The following is a 25,162-nucleotide window of genomic DNA, read 5'->3' on the forward strand; positions in this document are numbered from 1 at the left end:
AGGATGATGTGCAAGGAAGGGAGGGGACAGGGCATGAGTGCTCCTTCTATTGTAGATGTTGGATTGACGAGTGAGAAAGGGCGGGAGTTGTTCTCGTATTTGCCAAGGTATTATGAGACTTCACGTGTCATGCAGGCCGATATGCAGGCTAAGGGCACCGAGATGGATCTGTTGTATCAGGCGTTAGATGAGACGTTGGAACAGTTTTTTGTCCGTACAGCGACGTGGGGGTTGGACTTCTGGGAACAGGAGCTTGGCATTGAGACAGATCGTTTCAAACCTGTAGAGCAGCGGCGTGCGGTAGTGGAATCGAAGCTGCGTGGTGCTGGGAAATTCTCTGGCAGGCTGGTTGCAAATGTAGCTGAGGCTTACGCCGGGGGCAAAGTGGATGTAACTTTTCAACCGGAAGCGTGGAGTTTTAAGGTGAGCTTTGTGGATACGATGGGCATCCCGCCCAATATCGATGATCTCAAACGGGCGATTGAAGAATTGAAACCGGCCCATATGACCGTGGAATATGAGTATCGCTATCTGATCTGGGACGATCTGGATGACAAACAAATGACCTGGGATGAACTGGACGCCGCGTCCCTGACGTGGAATGAACTGGAGGTGTGGGCGTAATGCCAAAAGAAACAGATCGACTGAAATTACCTCTTCCCTTGGGGAACGAGAATGTGACCCGAGAGAGTATTAACAAGATTTTTGAAAAGATTGACGCAGGCGTTGCAACGCAAGCGGATTTGGATGTGCTTCGTGAAGCGGTGAGCAAGATGGATATTCCCGATGCGTCTTTGACGCAGAAAGGGAAGGTGCAGTTGTCGAGCAAGACGGATGGCACGTCTGAGACGGTAGCTGCTACGGAGAAGGCGGTTAGTGATGTTATTTCGCAAATTATGGCATATAAGGATCTAAATAACAGATGGGGGGCTTTATAAATGGCAGATATAGCAAAAAGATTAAGTAAAGGTGCATTAATAACAACAGTTGAGCCTTTATATACTGTTCCATCTGGAAAAAGAGTCTTTGTAAAAGCATTATCTTTGTGTAATACGTCAACTTCAGAGACCACAGTAACCTTATTTCTCGCAGGAACTTTATTTATGTATCAACATGCTATAAAGGGGAGAGACACTCTGACGATCCCCTTTATAGATCATATAATTGAGCCAGGTGAGACAATTTCTGCCTTTAGCTCTGCTCAAAATATAACATATTATATTAGCGGACGAGAGGTTGATATTTAATGCCTACCTTGGATAGTTACTCATTGTATAATTTTAGGTTGGATGGAGAAGGAATGTCTGGTAATGCTGTAGCTGGTGACATCAGAGAGGGAAAAACGGCAAAGACGGATACTGGTAACGTAACTGGTACTTTGGCTGAACATAAAACAAACTCTATCACTCCTTCCAAGGTAGTCCAGAATTTTCCCGCTGGTATCTATCCGTCTTTTAATGTTCAGCCTAGTAGTGCTAATTATGTATTTAATAATACTAGCACTAGTATTTACATACCCGGAAATTCTATGGTTGATTTGCCATTGCCAGTTGGTATCAGTGAAATAGTTGCTGTCAGCATGCGTGCAGATGGGTATAGTGGTGCTGATTATTATAGGAAAGCATTCAACCAGAAATTAGGAAACTATATTTCATTCTATTATGACGCATCTGTAAAGACGTTTAGATTTTTTGAATCAGGCGGTGTTAACAATACCATTTATATTGATGCTCGTGGGGGTATATCATAAGGAGGTTAAGTTATAATATGGAGAAAGTTTATAATTTTGTAAGAAGTCATTTTAATATAGGATTTGATGAATTCATAAATAAGGAAACTATAGTTTGGGATCATAGAGCGAGTACTATTTTGGAACCTTTTGTAGAGAAAATGTTCGGAGATGTTATTCAAAAGGGATTGGATGATGAAAATAGTTTTGAAGATATTGTAAAGGAAATGATTATAAGATCAATTATTGAAAATTATGGATTGACCGAATATATTGTTCGCTTCACAAAAATAGATTTCAATCATTACTCCATGGTTATGTAAATAAGGTTTTTTTTAATTAAATATAAGGAGGTGAACCATGACCACAAATCAACTAACCACTACCATCGCTAATATACTCTCACAGCACTTCCCAAACATCCCGATCCACCCGGCAAAGGGCACTAGTTCCACCCCGGGCATCTCCTACCGCCTGCTGTCCGCCCAACTCACCCGGGAACGCAGCGATCGCTTCGTGCAATCTCACGCCTTTGAAATCCGATGGCTAGAAGCAGATAATATCCCGGAAACTCTAGCGGATGAACTGTTCGAAGCATTGGAAACCATCAATGTGGAGGGTACACCCTATCGCGCAACGGAACTGCGTTGGGAGACGGAGAACGATACTCCGCGAATGCTGGTGTACTATACCATGCGAACCACCAAAGTGTCGGAGTCCGCCACTACCATGCAACAACTGGAACAGCGACCTACCGCACTTAAGGCTACAAGAGAATAACTATAGTAGTTCAACATAACGATAGTTATCCTGTCCTTGGAGTGGTCAGTATAGCTATTTTTTATTGAACCTAACTAACCGAATGAGGGGATCAGTATGAAAGGAATAGGAGGCGCATTGGCAATGTTTACGAAAAAAGAATCGGACCCTAAAAAAACGGAAGCTCAACAGAAAAATAACCAAAAATACAGCAAAGCACAGTTCGCCGAATCCCGGCAACTCAGCCGGATGGAGAAAGACATTTTGGCAGCAGTTCTGCTGGAACAAGAAACATACACCTTACAAGAAGCACAGCAACACATCCAACAATTTATGAATGGGGAGGCACAATAATGGCTGGAGGAACATGGACGACACAAAACAAGGTACGCCCCGGCGTATATATGAATTTTGCATCAGAGGGCTCATTGCCGGGTACGGTAGGAGAGCGAGGAACGGTGGCGTTGGCACTTCCATTGTCATGGGGACAAGCAGGTACAATTCTGACCGTGCAAGCAGGTGAAGATGTGCAAGCCAAATTGGGCTATGACTGGACAGCGCCGCAATTGCTACTGATCCGCGAGGCATTGAAACGGGCGCAGACCTTGCTTCTTTACCGACTCAATGCAGGGACCAAAGCCAAGGCAACCTTGGACAAACTGACAGTGACAGCCCAACACGGTGGTGTGCGTGGTAATGATCTGGCTGTTGTAATCTCAGCAAATATCAATGACCCGGAACAATTGGATGTCTCCACGTTGCTTGCGGGTAAAGAAGTGGACAAACAAACTTCATCCACGATCGAAGCTCTGGAATCCAACGCATACGTCACATTTACTGGTGAAGGGGCACTCACAGCTACAGCGTCACTTCCACTAACAGGTGGATTGGATGGTACAGCAACGAACCAGGAGCATGCCGATTTCCTCACCAAGCTAGAGGTGTTAGATTTTAATACAGTCGGTCTGATCTCAGACGATGCCACACTCAAGTCAGTCTACACAGCTTACATCAAGCGTTTGCGTGATATCGAGGGCAAAAAAGTGCAACTGGTTCTGTCCGATTATCCGGCTGCAGATCATGAAGGCATTATCAGTGTCAAAAATGGTGTTGTGCTCGCAGATGGTACCGTTCTTACGCCGAAACAAACCGTAGCATGGACTGCTGGCGCAACAGCGGGAGCTAACCTGAATGAATCCCTGACGTTCCGCGCCTATGACGATGCCGTGGATGTGAACGGACGATTGACGCATAGTGAGACAGAAGCAGCATTGCGTAATGGTGAGTTTGTGTTTACGGCGAGTAGCAACCGTGCAGTGGTAGAGCAGGATGTGAACACATTCCGTTCCATTACACCGGATAAGGCACGTCATTTTGCCAAAAACCGTGTTGTCCGTGTACTTGATGGTATCGCTAACGATATGAAACGGATCTTTGAGTCCTATTACATCGGCAAAGTGAATAACAACGAAGATGGGCGCAGTCTTTTCCGTTCCCAATGTGTCACTTATCTGAAGCAACTTCAGGATATCGGTGCCATTCAAAATTTTGATTCCAAAACAGATATCACTGTTGCTCCGGGCAATGAAACCGACAGTATTCTGATTGAGATTCAGGTCCAACCTGTGGATTCCGTTGAAAAAGTATATATGAAAGTGAAGGTGGTTTAAGATGGCATTTTTGAAAGCAAGCGACACGATCTCCGGCCAGGAAGGCCGCGCATACGCAACGATTAACGGACAGACGGAAGAAATGTTTTATGTGAAGACACTGGAAGCAACGGTGGAGAAACAAAAAGCAGAAGTCAAAACGTTGGGTCGCCGCGGCGTACAGCACAAAGCAACCGGTTGGTCCGGTTCGGGTTCCATGACGATTTTTTATACCACATCCCGTTTCCGTGAGCTGATGCTCCAGTACATGCAAAATGGTGTGGACACGTACTTCGACATTGAAGTGACCAACGAAGATCCTTCCTCTACAATTGGCAAACAGACGGTAACCCTCAAAGGTGTCAACCTCGACAGTGTAATCATGGCATCTCTGGATACCGAGGCGGAGGCGTTGGAGGAAGAAGTGAGCTTTACCTTTGAAGATGTCGATATGCCTGTCTCGTTCAATCTGCCGAAATAATGTAGCGTGGAAAGCATAGTGATTTGAGATTTATCAAGAGTTTAACTTAGCAACGGGTTTGTAAAAGAAACCTGTTCAACTTGCCTGTGTTACGGGCTATTTGGCGTGTCAAAATTCTGCTCTTCGCCGCTTCTTGCGGCGGGGAGCCTAACTTTAGAGGAGGAACAATACATGAGTGGATTGAGTATGTTTTTTGCCCAAAATGCAGCAACGGATACAACGGAGGAGTTTATCGTATCCCCTCGATTTAAAGATGAGAAAGGCGAGCCGGTTGCCTGGAAACTGCGCAGCATGACTGAGGACGAAAATCAGGAATGCCGCAAATCGGCTACCCGCAAAATCAAGGGTAAGAACGGTGTCTACACACCCGACATCGATGCGAATGATTACATGGCTCGCCTGATGAGCGCAAGTGTAGTTTACCCCGATTTGAAAAACGCAGAACTCCAGCGGTCATATGGCGTAATGGGGGCGGAATCGCTTTTGCGGAAAATGCTGTTGCCTGGGGAATTTGCTTCGCTGGGTGAACAGGTTCAGAAGCTGAACGGCTTCAATCAGGACATGAACGAACTGGTGGATGACGTAAAAAACTAATTAAAGAGGGCGATTCCGAAGCCAATCTGGCTTATTACGCTCTCCATGAATTAAACATTTTGCCGCATGAGCTTATGGCATTCTCCATGCGAGAACGAGCAGCGATCTATGCGATGATCTCCATCCGGGTGGAGGAAGAGAAGAAAGAACGGTCTAAGAATCGCGCCCGGAAGAAATAAAAAGGAAAGGAGGGAGAAATGAATGTCCGATACAAGTATCAATGTAATCAATCCTCCGTCCATGAATACCCTGATCAATAATCTAAATCTGGTTCAAGTAAGAACTACTGAGATCCTTAATAATTTCAACCAGATTAACCGGATTAATCTGAACCAATTTAACCAGACGAATATATCCAACCATTTTAATGAAGTAAATCAACAACTAAATGTAACGATTAATCTGATGGAAAAGTTGGAGGATACGGCTGATGATACAAGCAATGCTTTGGGTGATAATCTGAGCAAACTCTCTAAGTGGATGCAAATGGTAAAGTCCGCTGGAAGTGTTGTGTTAAAAGCTGCTGCTGAACAAGAAGACTTCAAATATCGTTACATGTTTGCCGCAGAAGATCCGGGGCTCGGGGAAAGCATCTATAATAAGTATCGAGATCAAGCCTTCAAGAGTGGTCAGGATGTCAATGATTCGCTTAAATCTTCTCTAGGGTTCGTGCCATTGGCACAGAATACAGGGCAGGTAGATCAGTTAAATGAAATGACTCAACGACTGAGTATGTTGTCACCGGATAATAAAAGTCTGACCGATGCATCCAAGGCTATTGTTAGTGCCATGAATGGAAAAAATACAGATTTGGCTAATCAATTTAACATCCCAGAAAGTGCATTAAACGGAGCTGGATTGGATGAATTTATACAGACGAAAGACCTTGACGGTTTTATACAAGGTTTGCAGACGGTTCTTGAAATGCAAGGTTACACACAAGAAGCCTTTGATACCATGCTGGATTCTCCATTGCAAAAATGGACGGCTCTCGTCAATCAGTTCAATGGAATACTATCTGAAATCGGAACAAGAGCTTTGGAAGTTTTATCTCCTGTGCTTGACCGATTAAACGAAGCCATAAGCTCAGGTCAGTTCAGTGCGTTCATCGAATGGATTGGTGGGGCCTTCGCAATTATTGCTCAGGTGGTGGCATTTATCGTGGATGGGTTCATCAATTTTGCTACAGTTGTGCAAGAAAACTGGGATATCATTGCGCCTATTTTGACTGCGATAGCCATGGTGCTGCTCTACAATATGATTGTTTCGCTTGGTATTGTGATCGCTGAAGTGTTTTTGCTTGCTGTAGCATGGTTGGCGGTAAACTGGCCTATATTGCTGATCATCGCAGCAATTGCTGCAATGATTATGATTTTCCAAATGTTCGGAGCAACCGGTACCGATATTCTCGGGGCTATCATTGGTACATTTATGATGCTTGGCGAAATCATCAGAGTGGTAATTGCTACCGTGTGGAACATATTTGCTTCATTGGCAGATTTCTTGATTAACCTTTTTATTGATCCTGTGTACGCAATTCAAAAGTTGTTCTATGATCTAGGCATGTTTGTTTTACAAACTCTTTACAATGTTATGGTAGGCATCGAGGATTTTCTTAAAAGAGCAGTAGGGGCCATTAGCGATGTTGCTTCATTTATCAATGATACCTTTGGTACGAACCTGAGTGTGATGTCCGAATCGGATATTAACATTGGCAGCAAGAACATTAAGAGTTGGATGGACACTCTGAAGTCTATGGAGCCACAGAGTGACAAAAATGTATTTGAGTCTGTGAGAATGGATGGAGAATATAATCCCAGTGTATATGGGGATGGTCAGATAAAGGCGGAGGAGTGGGTTTCTAAGTTCTCTTCTAACCCGAAGGATGACTCCAAGGATAAAGATTTACCATATAAATTTGGCCAAGACTACACACCCGAAATACCCAAAACACCTTCCATACCAACTGCGCCTGCTCCCACTATTGTTCCCAACAGCAACATGAGTAACATCAACAAAATCAACAATATCGGACAGGTGGATAAGATTGGTGACGTGGATGGCACAGTGGATGTAACGAGTGAGGATCTGAAACTGATGCGTGAACTTGCCGAGATGCAGGCCATTCAGAGATTTGTCAGTCTGACGCCAACTGTTCAGGTTACTACGGGTGATATCAACAGCGGACATGACGTGGACAGCATCATCAGCAAAATCACTGATGGACTGAACAGTCAGATCGTCTCCAGTGCCCAGGGGGTGTATGGATAAGTGGAATATTATATTCAGCTAAGCTTCAATAACCGCTCCGAATACATATTTTTCCCGGTGACACCAGAGAGCATTGAATTTTCGGATTCGGGAGACGGCAGTACGTTTAACGTTAGCGCTTTGGGTGAAATTAACGTGATCAAGTCGCCGAAGCTGCGAGAAGTCAGTTTCAGCGGGATTTTTCCGGCAGACTACAGCCCGTATCATCTGAACTACGATGCAAGACATCCGGCAATTCAGAAGCAGTTTTACCGTGATCCCTATGAATATGTGAAAAAGATCATCCATTGGATGCAGACGGGCAGACCCGTCAGGCTGTTCTTTTCCAGTGCAAGGTACACCATTAATATGGCGGTTTCCATTGAGAGCTTCGATTGGAAGGAGACTGCGGGTACGGTGGGGGATATCCAGTATGATATCAAGCTGAAGCAGTTCATTTTTTATGCCGCCAAAAAAGTAGTACCGCTCAAGGACAGCAAGGATACGGCTGCTTCGAAAACAAAAACCAAAGCCTCCCGGCCCAATGAAAAAATCCAGCCCAAGACCGTCATACTTAAAGCAGGAGACTCCTTGTGGTCTGTAGCCAAAGCCCATCTGGGAGATGGATCTCGCTGGAAAGAGCTGCAAAAGCTGAATGGCATCAAAGATGCACAACTGAAGAAGCTGCAGATTGGACTTGTGATCAAGCTTCCGTGAAAGGAGAGGCAATATGCAAGAGCAGATCAGGCTGGATGATAAGCTGGCAAACATGAAGGAACGGTTATTGCTGGATGATAAGCAGGGCAACATCTGGGACATTAGCGAGATTGCCGGTGACATTACGTACAAAACCTCCCGTATCGGCAAGCCTTCCTCTCTGGAATTCACGTTGATCAAGGGCAGTCTGTACCAGAATAAGAAATTCACCTATGAGAATGGATATATCGTGAAATATATTAGCAACGAGGTAGGCATATTTTACGGATATATCTTCTCGGTGGATAGCGGTAAGGACGAAAGTGTCAAAATCAAAGCCTACGACCAGACTCGGTATCTGACCGCGAGTCAGACGTACAAGTTCGTGAACGCGACCGCTACGGATGTGATCAAACGAATTGCTACCGACTTTCAGTTGAAGGTGGGCGAGCTGATCCAGCCGAAATATGTTATACCGCGTATGTTGTTTGATAACAAAAAGCTGATCGACATGATCTGTGAGGCGCTCGACCGAACGCTGATCTATGGCGGTAAAAACTATATTTTCTACGATGATTTCGGCAAGCTTGTGCTTCGGGATGTGGAAGAGATGCCTTACGGCTTTGTTATTGGGGATAACAGTCTACTCACGGATTATAGCTATACAAGGTCTATTGATGACCAGACGTATAACAAGATCAAGCTGTATCGGGATAACAAGGATACGGGCAAAAGAGAAACGTTTGTTCATCAGGATTCAGGCAGCATCCGTCAATGGGGGCTGCTTTTTTTGTACCAAAAGGCGGATGATGGCCTGAACGAAGGTCAGATTGATGAAATGCTCAAGACCCTGATGACCCTCCGCAATCGCGAGACGCAGACGTTGAAAGTGGATGCGCTTGGTGATTTCAAGGTGAGGGCAGGCAGTTTTGTGAACATTCAGATCGATGAACTGAAGATTAATCAATATTTTCTGGTAGACGAATGTACGCATAAGGTACAGGGGGGCGTGCACACGATGTCACTGGATTTGAAGGTGGTGTAACGATAAATGATGCTGGACGTGATTAAAAAGGCGGCGGTGGCCGCCGTAGATGCCAAGTCTCCCGTTCAGGTAATGTACGGAAGCGTCACAAACACCCAGCCTCTGGAGATCACCGTTGAACAACGGCTGGCATTGGCTGAACCTTTTCTGGTACTGCCGGAATCCGTAGTGAACAAAGCTTGGACCGTGGGTGACCATGTCTTGTTGTTACGTGTTCAAGGTGGGGACAGCTTTGTCGTGCTGGATCGGCTGGTGAATCCATGATCCCTCAAGGCGCGCAGATTAGTGCAGAAGATCAGGAAGAAGCTGCTGTACTTCCAAGTCTGACGTATGTGTTTCAAGCTTCTGGACAGCGAATTGGAAGACTGCAACTGGATGGAAAAGATGCGGTTAAACAGGCGGTGTACAAAGCGTTATCTACACGCCGCTACGAACATCTAATCTATTCCTCGGATTACGGCATGGAATGGTCCTGGGAAGGAATGGCCGGGAGATCCATGGTTGAATCGGAACTGGAACGCTGGATTCGCGAAGCGTTGCTTCCGGATGATCGAATTTCGGATGTAACGGAGTTCGATTTTGTCCACGAGGCCGATGGCGTACGGGTTTCGTTTACCGTGGAAACAGATTTTGGCAGCTTCAGGGAAGAAACGGAGGTGAACATGGATGTATGAAGAGCAGACGTTTGAGATTATTTTAAATCGAATGCTGGACAGAGTGCCGAATGGTATGGATAAACGTGAAGGCAGCATTATCTATGATGCGCTTGCCCCAGCGGCTGTGGAAATGGCTCAGATGTATATCGAGCTGGATGTGAACGCCAATCTGAAGTTTGCGGATACAGCCTCTGGAGAGTATCTGGATCGCGCAGTCGCTTGGTCTGGCATTAGTCGGAAGCCGGCCACGAAGGCGCGTTGGGTTGGTAGTTTTCGGGATAACGAAGGGAAGCCTGTTGAGGTTCCTTTGGATAGTCGTTTTTCCACGGGGGATCGGGTGTATGTTGTTGTGGAACGCATCGCGGCAGGGCGATATGTGTTGGAATGTGAAGTCGCGAGAGCGGAAGGTAATGAATATACGGGGGCCCTGCTGCCCATCGATTATATTGCTGGCCTGACGACAGCTGAATTGACACAGTTGCTGGTTCCTGGCGAAGACGAAGAAACGGATCAGGCCTTGTATGACCGATATCAGGACAAAGTTTCCCGTCCGGTCACGAGTGCCAACAAATATCAGTATGAGTTATGGGCACGGGAAAACTCCGGGGTTGGCAAAGCGAAGGCTTTTCCACTGTGGGACGGGCCAGGTACAGTCAAAGTGGCATTGCTGAATAATGAAATGCAAACACCTGCTGAGGCGGTTATCGAGGCGGTGCAGGATTATATCGATCCATCCCAGGATGGAATGGGTGAAGGTGCTGCTCCAATCGGACCCGTGGTCACAGTAGTAGGAGCGCAAGAGATACCTATTGATGTTGAAGTGCAGGTCACGCTTGCTTCTGGTTCAACGTACGAGGGCGTCAAGACACTTATTGAAACGGGAGTTACGGCGTATCTGAAAGAACTGGCTTTTGCCGATCCGTTGGTTCGTTGGACACGTATTGCCAATGTCATTCTGGATATCCCACCGGTGATCGATTATAGTGATCTGCTGGTGAATGGTGGTATGTCCAATCTGGAGATTGCCCCCGGCGCAGTAGCTGTTCTTGGGACGGTGAAGGTGAAATGAGTAAAGCAGAGGTATTAATGACTCTTTTGCCCCCGTTGTATGAAAATGTGTTGGAGATGCAACTTCTTACGGAGACCGAAGGTGTTGAGCTGGACAAGCTTACGGTGGGTTTGGAAAGTGTGCTGGACCAATTCTACCCGGAGTCTGCGACTTGGGCATTGGAACGTTATGAGCGGGATTTGCAGATTCCTACAAATCAAGCCAAGCCGGATGATCAGCGAAGATCCGTAATCATTTCCAAAATGCGCGGCAGCGGCAAAGTTTCTGGCTCCATGCTCAAGAACGTAGCGCAGGCCTACGAAAGTGGCGGGATTGATGTATCCGTTTCGCCCGAAGAGTACTTGATCCGAATCCGCTTCATCGACACATGGGGCTTGCCGCCCAATCTGGACGACCTGAAGGCAGCGATTGAGGATATTAAACCAGCACATATGACCGTGGAGTACCGTCTGCGGTATTTGACGATTGCGGAGGTCGAAAGCATGACGCTGGATGAGATTGAACAGACTCGGCAGGATAAATTTGCAGGAGGTGGAGCATAGATGAATGAACCAAAAACACCGAATTTGGGGTTGAATAAGATTGACCGTTCCTCGCCATCGACAACCTATTTTGATCTGGATAAATATTTGGATCAGAACTGGGAGAAAGTTGATGAGGGTATAGGGCAAGTGGAAGAAAAGACTGAGGAAACCGTTGCACAGGTGGGTAGTATTCAGGAGCGGTTGGATACGGAGAAGCGTAGATCGGTGACGTTGGAGCCCGGATTGCAGATCATTAATGCTGAGCGTGCCTCGGCATTTAAGCTGGAAGGATTGAAGGGCCGTACGCTCGTGAATTTGTTGGGGCGTGATGGCGGGTGTGAAGACTTGTCAAAGATTGGTGTACATCAATCGACATTAACTTTAGACAGTGCGAACAAAGTGCAGGGATCAAACGGGTTGAAAATAGCGATTAATACAGGTACATCAGGTATTGGCTTCTTTACTGTATCGCTTAAGGCAGGGAAATCGTATGTAGCAATCGCTGAAGTCAAAAATTTCGATGGGGCAAGTATGTTTATTAATCTCCCCGGAGTTGGGGCGGTGGGGAATCCAGTAAAGGATAACTCTAAATTTAACGTAACCTGGACTCGTTATACGGCACCAACGGATATAAAGCTAAATATTGACGTGGGGGTTTCAGGTACAGCCGTAGGTCAGTACGGTTACGCAGATGCAGTACGTCTCTATGAAGTCAGCACTACCGATTACGCTGCGCTTGCCAGTATGTCTCCGGAACAAGTAGGAACTAAATTTCCATATGTTAATAGTATTCAGCCTGTTCGAAATCCTTATGTAATTCGCTATGGAGAGAATTTATTGCCGCCATTCTACGAATGGGAGCACACAGGACACACTTTTCTAGAAACGTCTCCACATACGGCTACTGGTGAGTTAGTATCTGGTTCTATGGGAACTGATGCATACGCCGTGACTTACTTAAGTGTATTAGCAAATCAAGATTACACGATTAGTAACCCGGCAGCAAGTACGGGCAAAATTCGAGTGAGTATATATGATTCATATACAAGATTACAAGGTATGTTCATTAATCCGGGTGAGACTAAAACCATTAAAACTGTCTCAAGGGCCATAAAAATGGGTGTAAATCTTAGTGGTGTTACGCAGTATACAGAAGAGTTTGATGTGAATAAATGGACATGGACTACCGGGAATAAAGCGAGTTTTGCATATCCAACCATGACTCTTGGTAAGGTAGTAGAACCGTTGAAAACACGTGAAGATTGTATGCTCGCACTTCAAACGGATTTATACTCAGACCCGGTGACAGGTTTGAATGCTGACGAAGTGTTTGAAAAGAATGGCCAATATCACAAGATGACCAAGTGGCGCAAGATAATTTTGGATGAAAGTCTTCGTTACCGATCAATAGCATCATCGTCTGGTTACAAGATAGTTGGTTGTACTCTATCCGAACCAGTAGCAGCTTTTAACAGCTTGGTTGTTACGAAGTACAATGGTAATGTGCTTACTAAAAACGGAAATATGTCTGAATCTGATAACGCCTACTTCAGAATTACAGATTTATCAGACTTCAATGTATCTATTGCTAATGCAGATAGTGGATGGGGAGATTCATATACGCCGACAGCAGATGAGATCAAGGCTTATTTTATGGGATGGAAGATGTATCTTGGTAATCAAGGCGATGTAAGTAAGCCATACAATGGTGAAACAGTTGGCAAAGCTTGGTGTCCATTAGAATCGATATATATGTCAGGAAGTTCTGCGTCTCACTTTACGACCACATTGCCGGTTTCTCCTACAATAAGGTCAGCATATACAAGATATTCTGAATGGAAGCCATATCAACTGATATACCAACTGGGGACCCCAACTATCGAGCCGATCACGTCAGAGGGTCAATTGACTTTCAATGAGGGAGATAATCAGGTTGAAGTAGGTACAGGAATGATAATTAGAGAGAGTGCTAATCCAGTATATACTTCAGATGTGCATAAATCATATAACATTAATAACTATAATTTGTCAGCTAAATTAAATAGTAAGGTTAAAAAAATACTGTCCGTTTATAAAAATGATGTCAGAGATTACTGGGAGATCCTACGATTTAATCCGGAGTCAGAAGTTTATGGGTTAGAGTTAGCTTCCATGCCAGCCTCTCAATATGATCCATCGGCTTATTATACTGTAACATATCAGGTTCAGGATCAATTTTCACCAATATCGATTAACGGAACGATAGGAGTAAGTGAGAAATCTATTATAGAACAATTTATAAACGATTCTTCCAATATTTCAAGGCAGCTATCCGTAGTGGAAAGTAAAAATAACGAAATGGAATTACAGAAATATGCTGATAAAAACTATCTCAGAAAATCATCAGGTATCAGTGAAAATCAAGACTTAAATGGCTTTGTAGCTGAAGGAGAATATTATTGCCAATTTAATACGACAGCGGAAACTCTAAAAAATTGTCCTGTTGGAGTAGCTTTCAGTCTTAAGGTGAGTAAAAATGGAACGCAAAATAAAGAGTCCATCCCAGGAGTAACACAAACTTTAATAACATTTCTTCCAGTAGGATTTACGACATGGCAGCGAAATCTTTATGACATATGGGGCGCATGGGTACAAGTTCCATCTAGAGAAGAGTTTGAAAGTTTAAAGTCCTCTGTCAGTGATGGGAAATCGGCTATCGCTGCCGCCATTACTGGCAAGGGAGTAGCAGCTTCAGGCAGCGATACATACACACAATTGGCGACCAAGATCGGTCAGATCAGCACAGGTCCTAAATATGCGAAAGGGTCAGTATATGCAAGTGGGAGTGTTAACTTTATAAATTATAATGGTGCACAAGTTGCCTTCAATTCGATAACTGTGACGGGATTAAGTTTTCGACCAACCCGTATTATCATACGTCTCCCCAGCCAAGACGTTGCTAATACGCATATTCCGATTACTGTTTACAGTGCATCAACACGTAAAGCAACTCCAACTGTGGGAGGTGAAAACTATAATTTAGCAACTGTAGTAAACGGTGCATCAGGCTCAACAGGACATAATGTGCGGGTGTATGAGCGTACAGGTATCGCATCCTCGTACGCGAGTGTCGGAGATACGTCATTTATAATGCCTGTTCCAGTGCAGAACAATTTTGAATGGGAAGCGTTTGGAGTTTAAATGGGTATTTAACTTGAAATTGAAGTAATATTGTCTTATGAATGGAAATTGGAAAAAAATTGTTTGAACGATAGGTATTTTCTTCGATAGCATATGGAAAAAGAAAATATCTTGGATTTTATAACGTATATTTGTGAGATGTATTAATCCAAATATAATCTTTAATTAAGGTAGCAAATGTATATATTTTAAAAATAAAGGAGGTGAAACCATGGAAAGATGGGATACCCTATGGAAATGGGGAATTGCACTCATGAGCAGCTCAGTAACCTACTTCTTCGGAGGTTGGTCAGGCGTACTCGGTGTACTACTCGTATTCGTCATCCTCGACTACCTAACCGGTATCGCGGCGGCAGGTATGAGTGGCAAGTTAGAAAGTAATGTCGGCATGTTCGGCATTGCGCGGAAGGTATTTATATTTGCAATGGTATCGGTGGCTCATCTGGTGGACGGTGTTCTGGGAGACGGACATTTGTTCAGGGATGCGGTCGCCTTTTTTTATATCGCAAATGAGTTATTGTCCATTATCGAAAACGGGGGTAAGTTGGGCGCTCCAATCCCGCCAGTGATTCGACAGGCAATTGAAGTGTTCAAGGGGAAGGCGGGAGAGGGTGCCATTTCGAATCATTTACCTTTTAGTCCCCCACCAGAAGACAGCGAGCGGCCAATTAATAGCCCTAATGGAGATACAAATTCAGTAGAAAAGAAAACGGAGAATAACAGTCCAACTGCTGAGAAAAATGATTAGAATTTTAGTGAATCAGCTCTCTAGTAATGTAGATAAAGATAAAATGGATAGAAGTAAAGTTGGAATGAGAAAAGCACCCGATCCGGGTGCTTTAATATTTTCCGATACTCATAGTTTGTATAATCTTCTTACTAACTATTTGTTTAGCTTAACAATAAGTTTATTGTAATAAATCAACTGCTCCAGATAAGAGTCTTCCTTCATGAGACTAGCTCTATAGGCTGCTGAAGAAGTTTCGAGATACTCCCTTTTATCCCGCAACGTTTCAATTTGCGCTTTGATTTTTTTGATTTGTTTTTTGTAGTAAGCCATTTTCTCTTGGTATGTACTTTCTTTCTTTGTGGTTGCAGCCTCAACGCTTGGCTGAATGACAACAGCTGCAGTAGCAGATAGTAAAACGCTTAGACTAAGTACGGCAGTTAATAGCTTTTTCAATGACACTTTCCTCCAATGAATAGTTTTTACAATCTGAAATTAGACAATCTTTATCATCTAACAGAAGTAGTCTAACAGATACATAGTTATTTTACTATTCAATGAATTGGTAATCTCCAACACATCAGGGACACGCACACAAGCAACCCCTGATCCAACCGCATTAACTATAGGAGTATTTTGCATCAATCCAGAGAGTGACATCCAATCAGGAACGTATAGATCAGAATGCTTTAGTCTGTCTATACTTGTACCCGGGAACGCTAGAATCGAATGATGTAAAATGCTGATACAAACGGCAATTTGCCGCATAAAGGGTGTGAGAAACATGCAAACGAGAAGTTCGGGCAACACACAGGGCATTGACGTCTCCCGATACCAGGGCAATATTGACTGGGCGAAAGTGAAGGCAAGTGGCATGACATTTGTATTCATCAAGGCAACCGAGGGGCAGACCTATACCGATCCAAATTATCAGAAAAATGTAACAGGTGCACTGGCGGCGGGCATGCTGGTTGGAACATACCATTTCTTCCGTGCGACATCCACCGAAGCAGCCAAAGCAGAAGCGGCGCATTATGCCAATACACTTAACAAAGTTGGAGGCGCCAAGGCGCTACAACTTCCACCCGTCATGGACTACGAGAACAACCCTGGCAACCTGAGCAAAGCGCAGATGAATACGGTTGCCAAAGCTTTTTTAACCGAACTACAACGCCTCACAGGTGTAAAACCGATCATATACACGGGCAATTCTTTTGCCGGGAATTTTGATACATCACTCAGCTCATACGATCTATGGATCGCACGTTACAGCAACACCCGTGTACCAGATGACCAGCCGGCATGGAAGCGTTGGACATTCTGGCAGTACACGGATTCGGGCAAGGTGAATGGCATTAGTGGCAACGTGGATATGAATGAATTCGAGGGAACAGCGGCACAGCTCAGAGCAAGATACGCAGCAGGCACTCCGAAACCTCCGGAGCCATCCAATCCAACAAATCCAAGTAATCCGAATCCACCAACCGAACCACCGAAAGGGGGCGAACCGATGACAACCGAAGAGAAAGCAGCGTTTGACGCGCTCAAATCCCAGGTCGATAAACTGCAGGCGCGTCAGCAAATGGAAGTTCCAGTATGGGCGAAAGCTGCTGTGGATGCAGCACTGGCATATGACACGAAAAATCCATTGTTCAGCATCGATAATGGGGCGAGTTATGATTTTTACCGTTTTATTACCGTGATGCATCGCAGAGGTTTATTTAAAAAGTGAGCTGATTCTTAGCAAATTAAATTGTTGATCTTATCTGAATAGGGATGAAATGGAGAAGGGACACAAGACGCTTTTTGTCGAACTGTGTTCCTTTTTTGTGCTTTGTGTAAGTAATATTGACGCATATAATAAAGTTGAAGACATATGTCTGTAAATCTCTTGTCTAATTGATTAATGTGATGTAAAGTAAGTTACACGAAATTGTTTTTCACTACGGTTTATTTACACAATCCTCCTCATCATGACAAAACCATAACATAAGAAGTTATTGTAATGTCTCCCTGTTGTACAATCCAACATCTCAAGATGACTCGTTCATACGTTATACACATCCAATTTGCAAGAGAAAACCACCGGTTTAAAAAACTTACACGATCTAAACAACCTAGCCTATGTTGAGTTTCTTTCGTCCGTATTGCAAACGATACCTAGTCCAGCTCCCACACTGCATAATTAAGACGACCCGCGACCCGCTCAAGGAACAGACTTTATTGGTACCCAGCAGCGTAGTATTCATATGCCCATCTGTTATTTCTAATCTACTGACTTGAATTCGCTCTTACCGGTCCGTAACCATTTGCGGTTACTTATTGACCTGAGTTCAAATAAATCGCAACAATCTCATTTCATTGCATAGAGTCATCTCACAAGGTACTTCGTTCGTTGTACGTTTCTTTTTCTATAAAAGTAATCGTGCATATCCGTAATCCGTGAGCATAATGATCTGGCTTTTACTTATATCCATTATTCATCTTTCTACCATACTTTTTACGTTTCATATACATGCCTTACTTATCCCAGAAATTTAATTCAGGTATCACAGGCACCTAAAGCCTTTCATTGATACAAGCAAGCACCGAACCAATGGCTATCATTGAAGTTTTTTCATGCCAGTATCACACACATTATGAGACAGGGAAGGGTGTTGTACGTATGCGAATGAGAAAGAAATGGATGTCCGGTTTTTTGACTCTGGCTTTGAGTACCGTCTTGGTGTTGTCCGGTTGCTCCAGTAACGAGAGTGGGGAGAATACGCCTGCTCCAGCGGAAGGAAGCGATCCTCCAACCGAAACGGTAGCGCAGGATACGATGATTATGGGGCGTGGCGGGGATTCCGTTGCACTCGACCCGGCAATTGTGACGGATGGGGAGTCGTTGAAGATTGGACATCAGGTGTTTGACTCGTTGCTGGACTACAAGGAAGGTGGAACAGAAGTCGTTCCTGGACTGGCAGAGAGCTGGGAGATTTCGGCGGATGGGCTCAAGTATGTGTTTAAGCTGAAGTCCGGTGTGAAATTCCATGATGGAACTGACTTCAATGCGGAGGCTGTTGTGTTCAACTTCAACCGCTGGGGTGATCCGGCGAGTGAATATAAATTCGAAGGAGATTCCTTCGATTATTATGATTCCATGTTTGGTCCAGAGGACGGACGTGTGATCAAGGAAGTGAAGGCGACGGACGAGACTACGGTGGAGTTCACATTGAACCAGCCACAAGCGCCTTTCCTGCAAAATATTGCGATGACGCCATTTGGTATTGCCAGCCCAAAAGCGATTCAGGAGAAAAAAGAAAACTTCAAGAGCGAGCCTGTGGGCACCGGCCCATTTGTATTCAAAGAGTGGAAGCGTAACGACTCCATTACCCTGGAGAAAAACGCGGATTATTGGAAAGAAGGACTGCCGAAGCTGAACAAAGTAATCGTACGTTCAATTCCGGATAACACCGCTCGCTTCAATGCCCTGCAAAACGGTGAGATTGATGTCATGGAAGACTTGAACCCGGACGATCTATCCATCCTTGAAGGCAATAGCGAGTTGCAGAAGATTGAGCGTCCACCATTCAACGTGGCGTATATCGGCTTTAACTTCAAGAAGAAACCATTTGATAATGTCAAAGTCAGACAAGCCCTCAACCATGCGGTGAACAAACAGGCACTTATTGATGCGTTCTTTGCTGGACAAGCTGAGCCTGCTGTTAACCCGATGCCGCCAACGCTGTGGGGGTACAACGATACCATTGAGGATTACCCATATGATCTGGAAAAAGCAAAAGCTCTACTCGCCGAAGCTGGCTTCCCTGACGGTTTGCCTGATCCGGTAACCTTCTATGCCATGCCGGTATCCCGCCCGTATATGCCTGATGGCAAAAAGGTTGCCGAGGCGATCCAGGCCGATTTTGAGAAAATCGGAGTGACTGTCACCATCGAATCACCTGAGTGGGCAACGTATCTCGAAGATACAAAGGCCGGGGAGAAGGACGACATTTACATGCTCGGCTGGACAGGTGACAATGGTGACCCGGATAACTTCCTGTATACACTGCTGGATAAAGATGCCATTCCAAGCAACAACCGCAGTTATTATGTAAACGAAGAATTACACACATTGCTGACGGGTGCACAGAAAGAAACCGATCAGGATAAGCGTGCTGAACTGTACAAACAAGCGCAGGAGATGATCAAGGAAGACGCACCATGGATTCCTCTGGTACACACGACGCCAATTCTGGCGGGTAAAGCCAACCTGAAAGGTTTCGTCCCTTCTCCACTGGGTACCGAATCCTATGCCGGTGCTTATTTTGAGTAAGCTGTAAGCTGAACTTATCCATTTCAGGATAACTGCGATCTGAAGACGGCACTACAGTTCGGAGTGATTACGTTTTAATTCTTTCTTACAAAGCGCTGGTGAGACGCAATGCTTGGCAGAACCCACATCCGGACGTAACTATCCAAAGCATGCGTTTCTGCCGGCGCTTTTTATTTTGCACGATATGTCGAAGGCAGGTGAACAGGATTGAACAGCTATATTGTCAAACGTGTGCTTGTGTTGCTGCCCGTACTGCTGGGCATGACCCTGATTGTCTTTTCCATCATCCACGCCATTCCGGGTGATCCGGCCGAGACCATACTTGGGCAAAAGGCAACCGAACAATCCAAGCAGGCCCTTCGTGACCAACTCGGTCTGGATAAACCCTGGTTCCAGCAATATTTCGCCTACTTGGGCGATTTGATCAAAGGCGACCTGGGAACATCCATCCGCACCAAGGTGCCTATTGCCCAGGAAATTGTGCCTTATCTGACAGCAACCCTTGAATTAACGATGGCAAGTATGTTGTTTGCTGTCATTATTGGGGTGAATGCCGGGATTGTCAGTGCATGGAAGCACAACTCCTGGTTTGATTATTGCTGTATGGTGATTGCTCTAGTGGGTGTATCCATGCCAATCTTTTGGCTCGGTCTAATGGAACAATGGTTATTTGCGAACAAGTTACAGTGGCTGCCGTCCATTGGACGCATGAATGCACGTGATCCGGTGGATGCCATTACGGGCTTGTATGTGCTGGATACGATGATTGCCGGACGCTGGGACCAGTTGTGGACCGTTACGAAACATTTGTTGCTCCCAAGTATTGCACTTGGCACGATCCCGATGGCTGTTATTGCCCGGATGACTCGTTCCAGCATGCTGGAAGTGATGAGTTCAGATTACATTCGTACGGCGAAGGCGAAGGGACTGGGGCCGTTTTTTGTTGTATATGGACATGCCCTCAAAAATGCGTTTATTCCCGTGCTCACGGTTATCGGCATCCAGACTGGATCGTTGCTCGGGGGTGCAGTGTTGACCGAGACGATCTTTGCTTGGCCGGGTGTGGGACGTTATATATATGAAGCGATTAGTTCGCGGGACTATCCAGTGATCCAGAGTGGCATTCTGATCGTGGCATTCTTCTTCGTGGTGATCAACCTGATTGTGGACTTGCTCTACGCTGTGTTCGATCCGCGAATTAGTTATAAATAGGAATAATCATTCATACCCAAGAAAGGAGACGCCGCATGGCCAAATTATCGACCAATACCGGACCATCCATTGATGCTGCAACAGCAAGCACATCCGGTCCATGGCGTGAAGCGTGGAGAACGTTTCGGAAGAATCGGCTTGCGCTTGCGGGCTTGATTATTATCGTGTTTTTTATCCTGTTGGCCTTCCTCGCGCCATACATTGCCCCCTACGATTACAAGGAACAGGTCCTGGTGGATCGGCTTCAGGCTCCTTCGGCAGAGCATTGGTTTGGTACCGATGATCTGGGGCGTGACGTGTTTTCCAGAGTGCTGCATGGGGCGCGTATTTCATTGTGGGTGGGCTTCTTCTCCGTCATTGGTTCCATTATTGCGGGTACGCTGCTTGGTCTGATTGCTGGATTTTATGGAAAATGGGCGGACATGCTCATCTCGCGTTTATTTGATATCTTGCTCGCATTTCCGGGGATTTTGCTGGCCATCGCCATTGTGGCGATATTGGGCCCGTCGTTGCAAAATGCACTGCTAGCCATCGCCATCGTGAACATCCCGACCTACGGAAGATTGGTGCGTTCACGGGTACTCAGCTTGAGACAGGAGGAATTCATTACGTCGGCACGGACACTTGGGGCGGGCAACGGGCGAATCTTGTTTCGCCACATCTTACCCAACAGCCTTACTCCGCTGATCGTGCAAGGTACTCTCGGGATTGGAACGGCGATCATCGAAGCTGCTGCACTTGGATTTCTGGGCATGGGCGCGCAACCACCCGACCCGGAGTGGGGTAAAATGCTGTCGGACTCCCGTCAGTTTATACAAAAAGCACCGTGGACACTGATCTTCCCCGGCGTTTCCATTATGTTGACCGTTCTTGGCTTCAACCTAATGGGCGATGGACTACGCGATACCCTTGATCCGAAAATGGCCAAAAAGTAGAAGGCTCTAACTCTACCGTAACGCTAACTTCTGCTCAAACTCAAACTCAAACTCAAACTCAAACCGTAACCGTAACCGTAACCGTAACCGTAACCGTAACCGTAACCGTAACCGTAACCGTAACCGTAACCGTAACCGTAACCGTAACCGTAACCGTAACCGTAACCGTAACCGTAACTTCTAACCCAAGCTCGAAATCAAACTGCAAGTTTGATTTGAAATCCTAGCTCTGCAACCCTAACTTTTTCTGTAACGCAGCATGCGTGCCAAAGGCAACGTTAAAACAAACCGTAAGCACTAATTTTTATCGCAATCCTATTTGTAGCTGTAACGCCAGCTTCTGCTTCAACTCTAACGAACCTGGGGAACCTTATTTTACGATTTCCAGCCAATTTCCTATTCTAACGAATCTCACACGCGCTATTTTGCGAAAAAACTGCGGAAAGTCTCGGAAAGGTTGCTAAAGGTGAGCAATAGCGTGTCTGCGATTCGTTAGATTATGAAGTCATCCTAAAAAGGCCAATTAACACCTCTGAGGTTCGTTAGCGCATGGCTGTCATGCTTCTCAAGACATTCAAGCAATCACAAGCTCAACACAGTAAGGCCGAGGGTACTCCGAGTTACATTGGACAGGGATGTCTCGATGCTAGCTCTAGTTGCTATACCAACAGACTCATTACAACTTTTCCCCACGCCGGTTCGAACTTTGGTTCGAGGCGGCTTTTGTTATACCTGCGGGATTACGTTAAAATGATTGGTGATGTGCAAAAGTAGAAGGGTTATCCGATCTTTTTGTTAAAATAACCGCCTGCGTATTGACACCCAATTTTCCCATATGTTATATAAAAGGAAGGGTTTAGCACTCCGATCATTAGAGTGCTAACAAATGATGTTTTTACTATAAGCCTACATATGGAATGATTCTGTTTTTGAAAATAGATATTGAACCTGAGTAGGACATGCGAAGCCAAGGGACGCACAGACCTGAAGAAGCGAAATGTTTGCTTAATCAACAGACTCCATCTAAATAGAAGGTTCTAATCCTCATACAAGTTCCTGATTAAATGCAAAAATAGTGCAGGGGACGAAATCGATTTGGAGGAAGCAGAGCGTTCGCCTAAAAGCTTTCTGAAAGAAAGCTGCTTCGGAAGCATACGCTATCACCGGATTTCTCCCTTTTTAAAAAGGGAATCAAAGAAATACGGGGATAACAGCGATCCGAAAAACGATTCGTAACCGGAACGGCTACATTGCAGAACGTCGTGCACTCATTTTTACAATGAGCCAGTTAGAAGTGAAGCACAATATCTGTGGACTAGAGCGATCAAAGGTTTTTGAGTCTACTAATGCCGCAGGATTATCTCAGTTACTTTCTATTTTCAATCAAATCATTCGATATCCAAATTTGAAAGGAGTCCAACCACTCATGGCCAAAAAAGAATTCCAGGCAGAATCCAAACGTTTGCTGGATATGATGATCAACTCCATTTATACCCAAAGAGAAATCTTTTTGAGAGAATTGATCTCCAACTCCAGTGACGCCATTGATAAAATTTACTACAGAGCACTGACAGACGATACACTCGTTTTCAACAAAGAGGACTACTTCATCAAGCTTACAATCGACAAAGAAAATCGCACGCTCACACTGACGGATACCGGAATCGGGATGACACAGGAAGAGTTGGAGAACAATCTGGGCGTTATCGCGAAAAGCGGTTCCCTGGCGTTCAAAAAGGAAAATGAAGCCAAAGACGGCCATAACATCATCGGACAATTCGGGGTTGGTTTCTACTCTGCATTTATGGTGGCGGACAAGCTCACCGTAACAAGTAAAACGCTGGGCAGCGACGAGGCGTGGAAATGGGAGTCCGAGGGCGCGGATGGTTATACGATCACACCAGCTGAGAAAGATTCCGTAGGTACAGAGATCGTCCTGACGATCAAAGAAAATACCGAAGAAGATTCGTATGACGAATTTTTGGAAGAGTACCGCCTGAGATCCATCATCAAGAAATACTCCGACTTCATTCGCTACCCGATCAAGATGGATGTGACGGGTCAACGTCCGAAAGAGGGCACGGAGAACGAGTTCGAGGAATACCAAGAAGAACAAACCGTGAACAGCATGGTGCCGATCTGGCGTAAAAATAAAAGTGAACTGACCGAAGAAGACTACAACAACTTCTATAATGAAAAACGCTACGGTTTTGACAAACCGCTCAAACATCTGCACATCAGCGCTGATGGCGCAGTGGTATACAATGCAATCCTGTTTATTCCGGAGAATACGCCGTTTGACTACTATACCAAAGAGTATGAAAAAGGCCTTGAACTCTACTCTAACGGCGTACTAATCATGGATAAATGCGGGGATCTGCTGCCAGATTACTTCGGATTTGTCAAAGGTATGGTGGATTCCGAAGACTTGTCCCTGAACATCTCCCGTGAGATGTTGCAACATGACCGTCAGCTTAGCCTGATCGCGAAGAACATTAAGAACAAAATCAAGAGCCAACTGCAAAGCCTGTTGAAGGACGAACGTGAGAATTACGAGAAGTTCTACCAAGCGTTTGGTCGTCAATTGAAATATGGTGTATACAGTGACTATGGTGTGAACAAGGATACATTGCAGGATCTGCTGTTGTTCACGTCTTCCAAAGAGGGCAAACTCGTGAGCCTGGACGAATACGTCTCCAGAATGCCGGAAGATCAGAAGTACATCTACTATGCATCCGGTGAGTCCATTAGCCGTATTGAGAAGCTGCCACAGATCGAGGGTGTTCTTGAGAAAGGGTACGAAGTACTGTACTTCACCGATGACATCGATGAGTTCGCAATCAAGATGATCATGAACTACAAGGAGAAAGAATTCAAATCCATCTCCAGTGGTGACCTGGGTATCGAAGATAGCGCGGACAAAGAAGAAACGGACGCCCAGGACAACGACAACAAAGAGCTGTTTGAAGCGATGCAAGCTCAATTGGCCGGTAAAGTCAAAGCGGTTAAAGCTTCCAAACGTCTCAGAAGCCACCCGGTATGTTTGTCCACCGAAGGTGAACTGACGATTGAAATGGAGAAAATCCTGAAAGCTATGCCGAACAGTGAAAACGTACAAGCCGACAAAGTGCTTGAAATCAACGTGAATCACGATGTATTTAAATCGTTGAAAGACGCTTTTGCACAGGATCAGGAAAAACTGAACCTCTACACAAGCTTGCTGTACCATCAAGCATTGTTAATTGAGGGATTGCCAATTCAGGACCCAGTAGAGTTCACCAACGATATCTGTAAGGTTATGGTGTAACAATCCGGCGTACAAGGGTGCGATAATACAT

At 45.1% G+C, this 25,162-nt stretch carries 25 protein-coding genes and 1 pseudogene; 24 read left to right on the forward strand and 2 right to left on the reverse strand.

Translation table 11 applies throughout. The features are described from left to right. Positions 1-33 precede the first annotated feature (33 nt). The 19 genes and pseudogenes from NKT06_RS06270 to NKT06_RS06360 all read left to right on the forward strand — a co-directional run. Entirely contained in the window at positions 34-624 is a 591-nt protein-coding gene (locus tag NKT06_RS06270; RefSeq protein ID WP_253431438.1) for a YmfQ family protein, read from the forward strand. Continuing rightward, the gene (locus NKT06_RS06275; protein WP_253431441.1) at positions 624-938 is read left to right on the forward strand and encodes a tail fiber protein; all 315 of its coding nucleotides are present in this window, start codon (positions 624-626) and stop codon (positions 936-938) included. The genes NKT06_RS06270 and NKT06_RS06275 overlap by 1 nt, the downstream gene beginning before the upstream one ends. Further along, positions 939-1,247, forward strand: a complete 309-nt coding sequence (locus NKT06_RS06280) for a hypothetical protein (protein WP_253431443.1) — start codon at positions 939-941, stop codon at positions 1,245-1,247. It begins immediately after the preceding gene. After that, on the forward strand, positions 1,247-1,750 hold the full coding sequence (locus NKT06_RS06285) for a hypothetical protein (protein ID WP_253431446.1): 504 nt from the start codon (positions 1,247-1,249) through the stop codon (positions 1,748-1,750). Before NKT06_RS06280 ends, NKT06_RS06285 begins: the two co-directional genes overlap by 1 nt. Positions 1,751-1,767: 17 nt before the next feature. Then, on the forward strand, positions 1,768-2,052 hold the full coding sequence (locus NKT06_RS06290; RefSeq protein WP_253431449.1) for a hypothetical protein: 285 nt from the start codon (positions 1,768-1,770) through the stop codon (positions 2,050-2,052). Between the two features lie 37 nt (positions 2,053-2,089). Then, positions 2,090-2,509 (forward strand): phage tail terminator family protein, encoded by a 420-nt coding sequence (locus NKT06_RS06295; RefSeq protein WP_253431452.1) that lies wholly within the window; start codon positions 2,090-2,092, stop codon positions 2,507-2,509. A 123-nt stretch (positions 2,510-2,632) separates the two neighbouring features. Continuing rightward, a complete protein-coding gene (locus NKT06_RS06300) occupies positions 2,633-2,842 on the forward strand; it encodes a YqzN/YkzM domain-containing protein (protein ID WP_253431455.1) in 210 nt (69 codons plus the stop codon). Beyond that, on the forward strand, positions 2,842-4,158 hold the full coding sequence (locus NKT06_RS06305; protein ID WP_253431457.1) for a phage tail sheath family protein: 1,317 nt from the start codon (positions 2,842-2,844) through the stop codon (positions 4,156-4,158). Before NKT06_RS06300 ends, NKT06_RS06305 begins: the two co-directional genes overlap by 1 nt. A gap of 1 nt (position 4,159) precedes the next feature. After that, positions 4,160-4,618, forward strand: a complete 459-nt coding sequence (locus tag NKT06_RS06310; RefSeq protein ID WP_017690162.1) for a phage tail tube protein — start codon at positions 4,160-4,162, stop codon at positions 4,616-4,618. A gap of 171 nt (positions 4,619-4,789) precedes the next feature. Then, positions 4,790-5,212 carry a phage tail assembly chaperone gene (locus NKT06_RS06315; protein ID WP_253431460.1) on the forward strand — a complete coding sequence of 141 codons (423 nt, stop codon included), beginning with the start codon at positions 4,790-4,792 and terminating at the stop codon, positions 5,210-5,212. A 201-nt stretch (positions 5,213-5,413) separates the two neighbouring features. Further along, positions 5,414-7,483 (forward strand): phage tail tape measure protein, encoded by a 2,070-nt coding sequence (locus tag NKT06_RS06320; protein WP_253431463.1) that lies wholly within the window; start codon positions 5,414-5,416, stop codon positions 7,481-7,483. Beyond that, on the forward strand, positions 7,484-8,179 hold the full coding sequence (locus tag NKT06_RS31875) for a LysM peptidoglycan-binding domain-containing protein (protein ID WP_253431466.1): 696 nt from the start codon (positions 7,484-7,486) through the stop codon (positions 8,177-8,179). Positions 8,180-8,192: 13 nt separating this feature from the next. Beyond that, entirely contained in the window at positions 8,193-9,203 is a 1,011-nt protein-coding gene (locus NKT06_RS06330) for an XkdQ/YqbQ family protein (RefSeq protein WP_253431469.1), read from the forward strand. Between the two features lie 6 nt (positions 9,204-9,209). After that, positions 9,210-9,467, forward strand: a complete 258-nt coding sequence (locus NKT06_RS06335; RefSeq protein ID WP_175383663.1) for a DUF2577 family protein — start codon at positions 9,210-9,212, stop codon at positions 9,465-9,467. Then, positions 9,464-9,877: a DUF2634 domain-containing protein gene (locus NKT06_RS06340; protein ID WP_063564533.1), complete on the forward strand. Its 414-nt coding sequence runs from the start codon at positions 9,464-9,466 to the stop codon at positions 9,875-9,877. Before NKT06_RS06335 ends, NKT06_RS06340 begins: the two co-directional genes overlap by 4 nt. Continuing rightward, the gene (locus NKT06_RS06345; protein ID WP_253431472.1) at positions 9,870-10,928 is read left to right on the forward strand and encodes a baseplate J/gp47 family protein; all 1,059 of its coding nucleotides are present in this window, start codon (positions 9,870-9,872) and stop codon (positions 10,926-10,928) included. The genes NKT06_RS06340 and NKT06_RS06345 overlap by 8 nt, the downstream gene beginning before the upstream one ends. Then, on the forward strand, positions 10,925-11,470 hold the full coding sequence (locus tag NKT06_RS06350) for a putative phage tail protein (protein ID WP_253431475.1): 546 nt from the start codon (positions 10,925-10,927) through the stop codon (positions 11,468-11,470). The genes NKT06_RS06345 and NKT06_RS06350 overlap by 4 nt, the downstream gene beginning before the upstream one ends. Continuing rightward, positions 11,471-14,632, forward strand: a complete 3,162-nt coding sequence (locus NKT06_RS06355; protein ID WP_253431478.1) for a pyocin knob domain-containing protein — start codon at positions 11,471-11,473, stop codon at positions 14,630-14,632. A gap of 211 nt (positions 14,633-14,843) precedes the next feature. Then, positions 14,844-15,239: pseudogene (locus tag NKT06_RS06360) on the forward strand (phage holin family protein); the annotation flags it as partial. A gap of 276 nt (positions 15,240-15,515) precedes the next feature. Here the strand turns inward: NKT06_RS06360 and NKT06_RS06365 are convergent. After that, positions 15,516-15,815 (reverse strand): hypothetical protein, encoded by a 300-nt coding sequence (locus tag NKT06_RS06365; protein ID WP_253431483.1) that lies wholly within the window; start codon positions 15,813-15,815, stop codon positions 15,516-15,518. A gap of 328 nt (positions 15,816-16,143) precedes the next feature. On the opposite strand from NKT06_RS06365, the gene NKT06_RS06370 reads away from it, so the two are divergent. The 4 genes from NKT06_RS06370 (at position 16,144) to nikC (ending at position 21,824) form a co-directional block, all read left to right on the forward strand. Continuing rightward, positions 16,144-17,091: a glycoside hydrolase family 25 protein gene (locus NKT06_RS06370; protein ID WP_253431487.1), complete on the forward strand. Its 948-nt coding sequence runs from the start codon at positions 16,144-16,146 to the stop codon at positions 17,089-17,091. A 939-nt stretch (positions 17,092-18,030) separates the two neighbouring features. Then, entirely contained in the window at positions 18,031-19,677 is a 1,647-nt protein-coding gene (locus NKT06_RS06375) for an ABC transporter substrate-binding protein (RefSeq protein WP_253442421.1), read from the forward strand. Between the two features lie 207 nt (positions 19,678-19,884). Beyond that, on the forward strand, positions 19,885-20,889 hold the full coding sequence (locus tag NKT06_RS06380) for an ABC transporter permease (RefSeq protein ID WP_253431490.1): 1,005 nt from the start codon (positions 19,885-19,887) through the stop codon (positions 20,887-20,889). 35 nt (positions 20,890-20,924) lie between these two features. Next, positions 20,925-21,824: a nickel transporter permease gene (nikC, locus tag NKT06_RS06385; protein ID WP_253431493.1), complete on the forward strand. Its 900-nt coding sequence runs from the start codon at positions 20,925-20,927 to the stop codon at positions 21,822-21,824. A gap of 58 nt (positions 21,825-21,882) precedes the next feature. On the opposite strand, the gene NKT06_RS06390 is transcribed toward nikC, so the two are convergent. Beyond that, complete coding sequence (locus NKT06_RS06390) at positions 21,883-22,032, reverse strand: hypothetical protein (RefSeq protein WP_253431497.1); 150 nt, start codon at positions 22,030-22,032, stop codon at positions 21,883-21,885. 1,218 nt (positions 22,033-23,250) lie between these two features. Between NKT06_RS06390 and htpG the strand changes: the two genes are divergently transcribed. Continuing rightward, the gene (gene htpG / locus NKT06_RS06395; RefSeq protein ID WP_253431500.1) at positions 23,251-25,131 is read left to right on the forward strand and encodes a molecular chaperone HtpG; all 1,881 of its coding nucleotides are present in this window, start codon (positions 23,251-23,253) and stop codon (positions 25,129-25,131) included. Positions 25,132-25,162: the final 31 nt, after the last annotated feature.

The organism is Paenibacillus sp. 1781tsa1, from assembly GCF_024159265.1.
GTDB lineage: Bacteria > Bacillota > Bacilli > Paenibacillales > Paenibacillaceae > Paenibacillus.

Bases quoted from the DNA above. Each gene is read 5' to 3' on its own strand.
- NKT06_RS06270 (WP_253431438.1), top strand. From the start codon at position 34: ATGAGTGCTCCTTCTATTGTAGATGTTGGATTGACGAGTGAGAAAGGG.
- NKT06_RS06275 (WP_253431441.1), top strand. From the start codon at position 624: ATGCCAAAAGAAACAGATCGACTGAAATTACCTCTTCCCTTGGGGAAC.
- NKT06_RS06280 (WP_253431443.1), top strand. From the start codon at position 939: ATGGCAGATATAGCAAAAAGATTAAGTAAAGGTGCATTAATAACAACA.
- NKT06_RS06285 (WP_253431446.1), top strand. From the start codon at position 1,247: ATGCCTACCTTGGATAGTTACTCATTGTATAATTTTAGGTTGGATGGA.
- NKT06_RS06290 (WP_253431449.1), top strand. From the start codon at position 1,768: ATGGAGAAAGTTTATAATTTTGTAAGAAGTCATTTTAATATAGGATTT.
- NKT06_RS06295 (WP_253431452.1), top strand. From the start codon at position 2,090: ATGACCACAAATCAACTAACCACTACCATCGCTAATATACTCTCACAG.
- NKT06_RS06300 (WP_253431455.1), top strand. From the start codon at position 2,633: ATGTTTACGAAAAAAGAATCGGACCCTAAAAAAACGGAAGCTCAACAG.
- NKT06_RS06305 (WP_253431457.1), top strand. From the start codon at position 2,842: ATGGCTGGAGGAACATGGACGACACAAAACAAGGTACGCCCCGGCGTA.
- NKT06_RS06310 (WP_017690162.1), top strand. From the start codon at position 4,160: ATGGCATTTTTGAAAGCAAGCGACACGATCTCCGGCCAGGAAGGCCGC.
- NKT06_RS06315 (WP_253431460.1), top strand. From the start codon at position 4,790: ATGAGTGGATTGAGTATGTTTTTTGCCCAAAATGCAGCAACGGATACA.
- NKT06_RS06320 (WP_253431463.1), top strand. From the start codon at position 5,414: ATGTCCGATACAAGTATCAATGTAATCAATCCTCCGTCCATGAATACC.
- NKT06_RS06330 (WP_253431469.1), top strand. From the start codon at position 8,193: ATGCAAGAGCAGATCAGGCTGGATGATAAGCTGGCAAACATGAAGGAA.
- NKT06_RS06335 (WP_175383663.1), top strand. From the start codon at position 9,210: ATGATGCTGGACGTGATTAAAAAGGCGGCGGTGGCCGCCGTAGATGCC.
- NKT06_RS06340 (WP_063564533.1), top strand. From the start codon at position 9,464: ATGATCCCTCAAGGCGCGCAGATTAGTGCAGAAGATCAGGAAGAAGCT.
- NKT06_RS06345 (WP_253431472.1), top strand. From the start codon at position 9,870: ATGTATGAAGAGCAGACGTTTGAGATTATTTTAAATCGAATGCTGGAC.
- NKT06_RS06350 (WP_253431475.1), top strand. From the start codon at position 10,925: ATGAGTAAAGCAGAGGTATTAATGACTCTTTTGCCCCCGTTGTATGAA.
- NKT06_RS06355 (WP_253431478.1), top strand. From the start codon at position 11,471: ATGAATGAACCAAAAACACCGAATTTGGGGTTGAATAAGATTGACCGT.
- NKT06_RS06370 (WP_253431487.1), top strand. From the start codon at position 16,144: ATGCAAACGAGAAGTTCGGGCAACACACAGGGCATTGACGTCTCCCGA.
- NKT06_RS06375 (WP_253442421.1), top strand. From the start codon at position 18,031: ATGAGAAAGAAATGGATGTCCGGTTTTTTGACTCTGGCTTTGAGTACC.
- nikC (WP_253431493.1), top strand. From the start codon at position 20,925: ATGGCCAAATTATCGACCAATACCGGACCATCCATTGATGCTGCAACA.
- htpG (WP_253431500.1), top strand. From the start codon at position 23,251: ATGGCCAAAAAAGAATTCCAGGCAGAATCCAAACGTTTGCTGGATATG.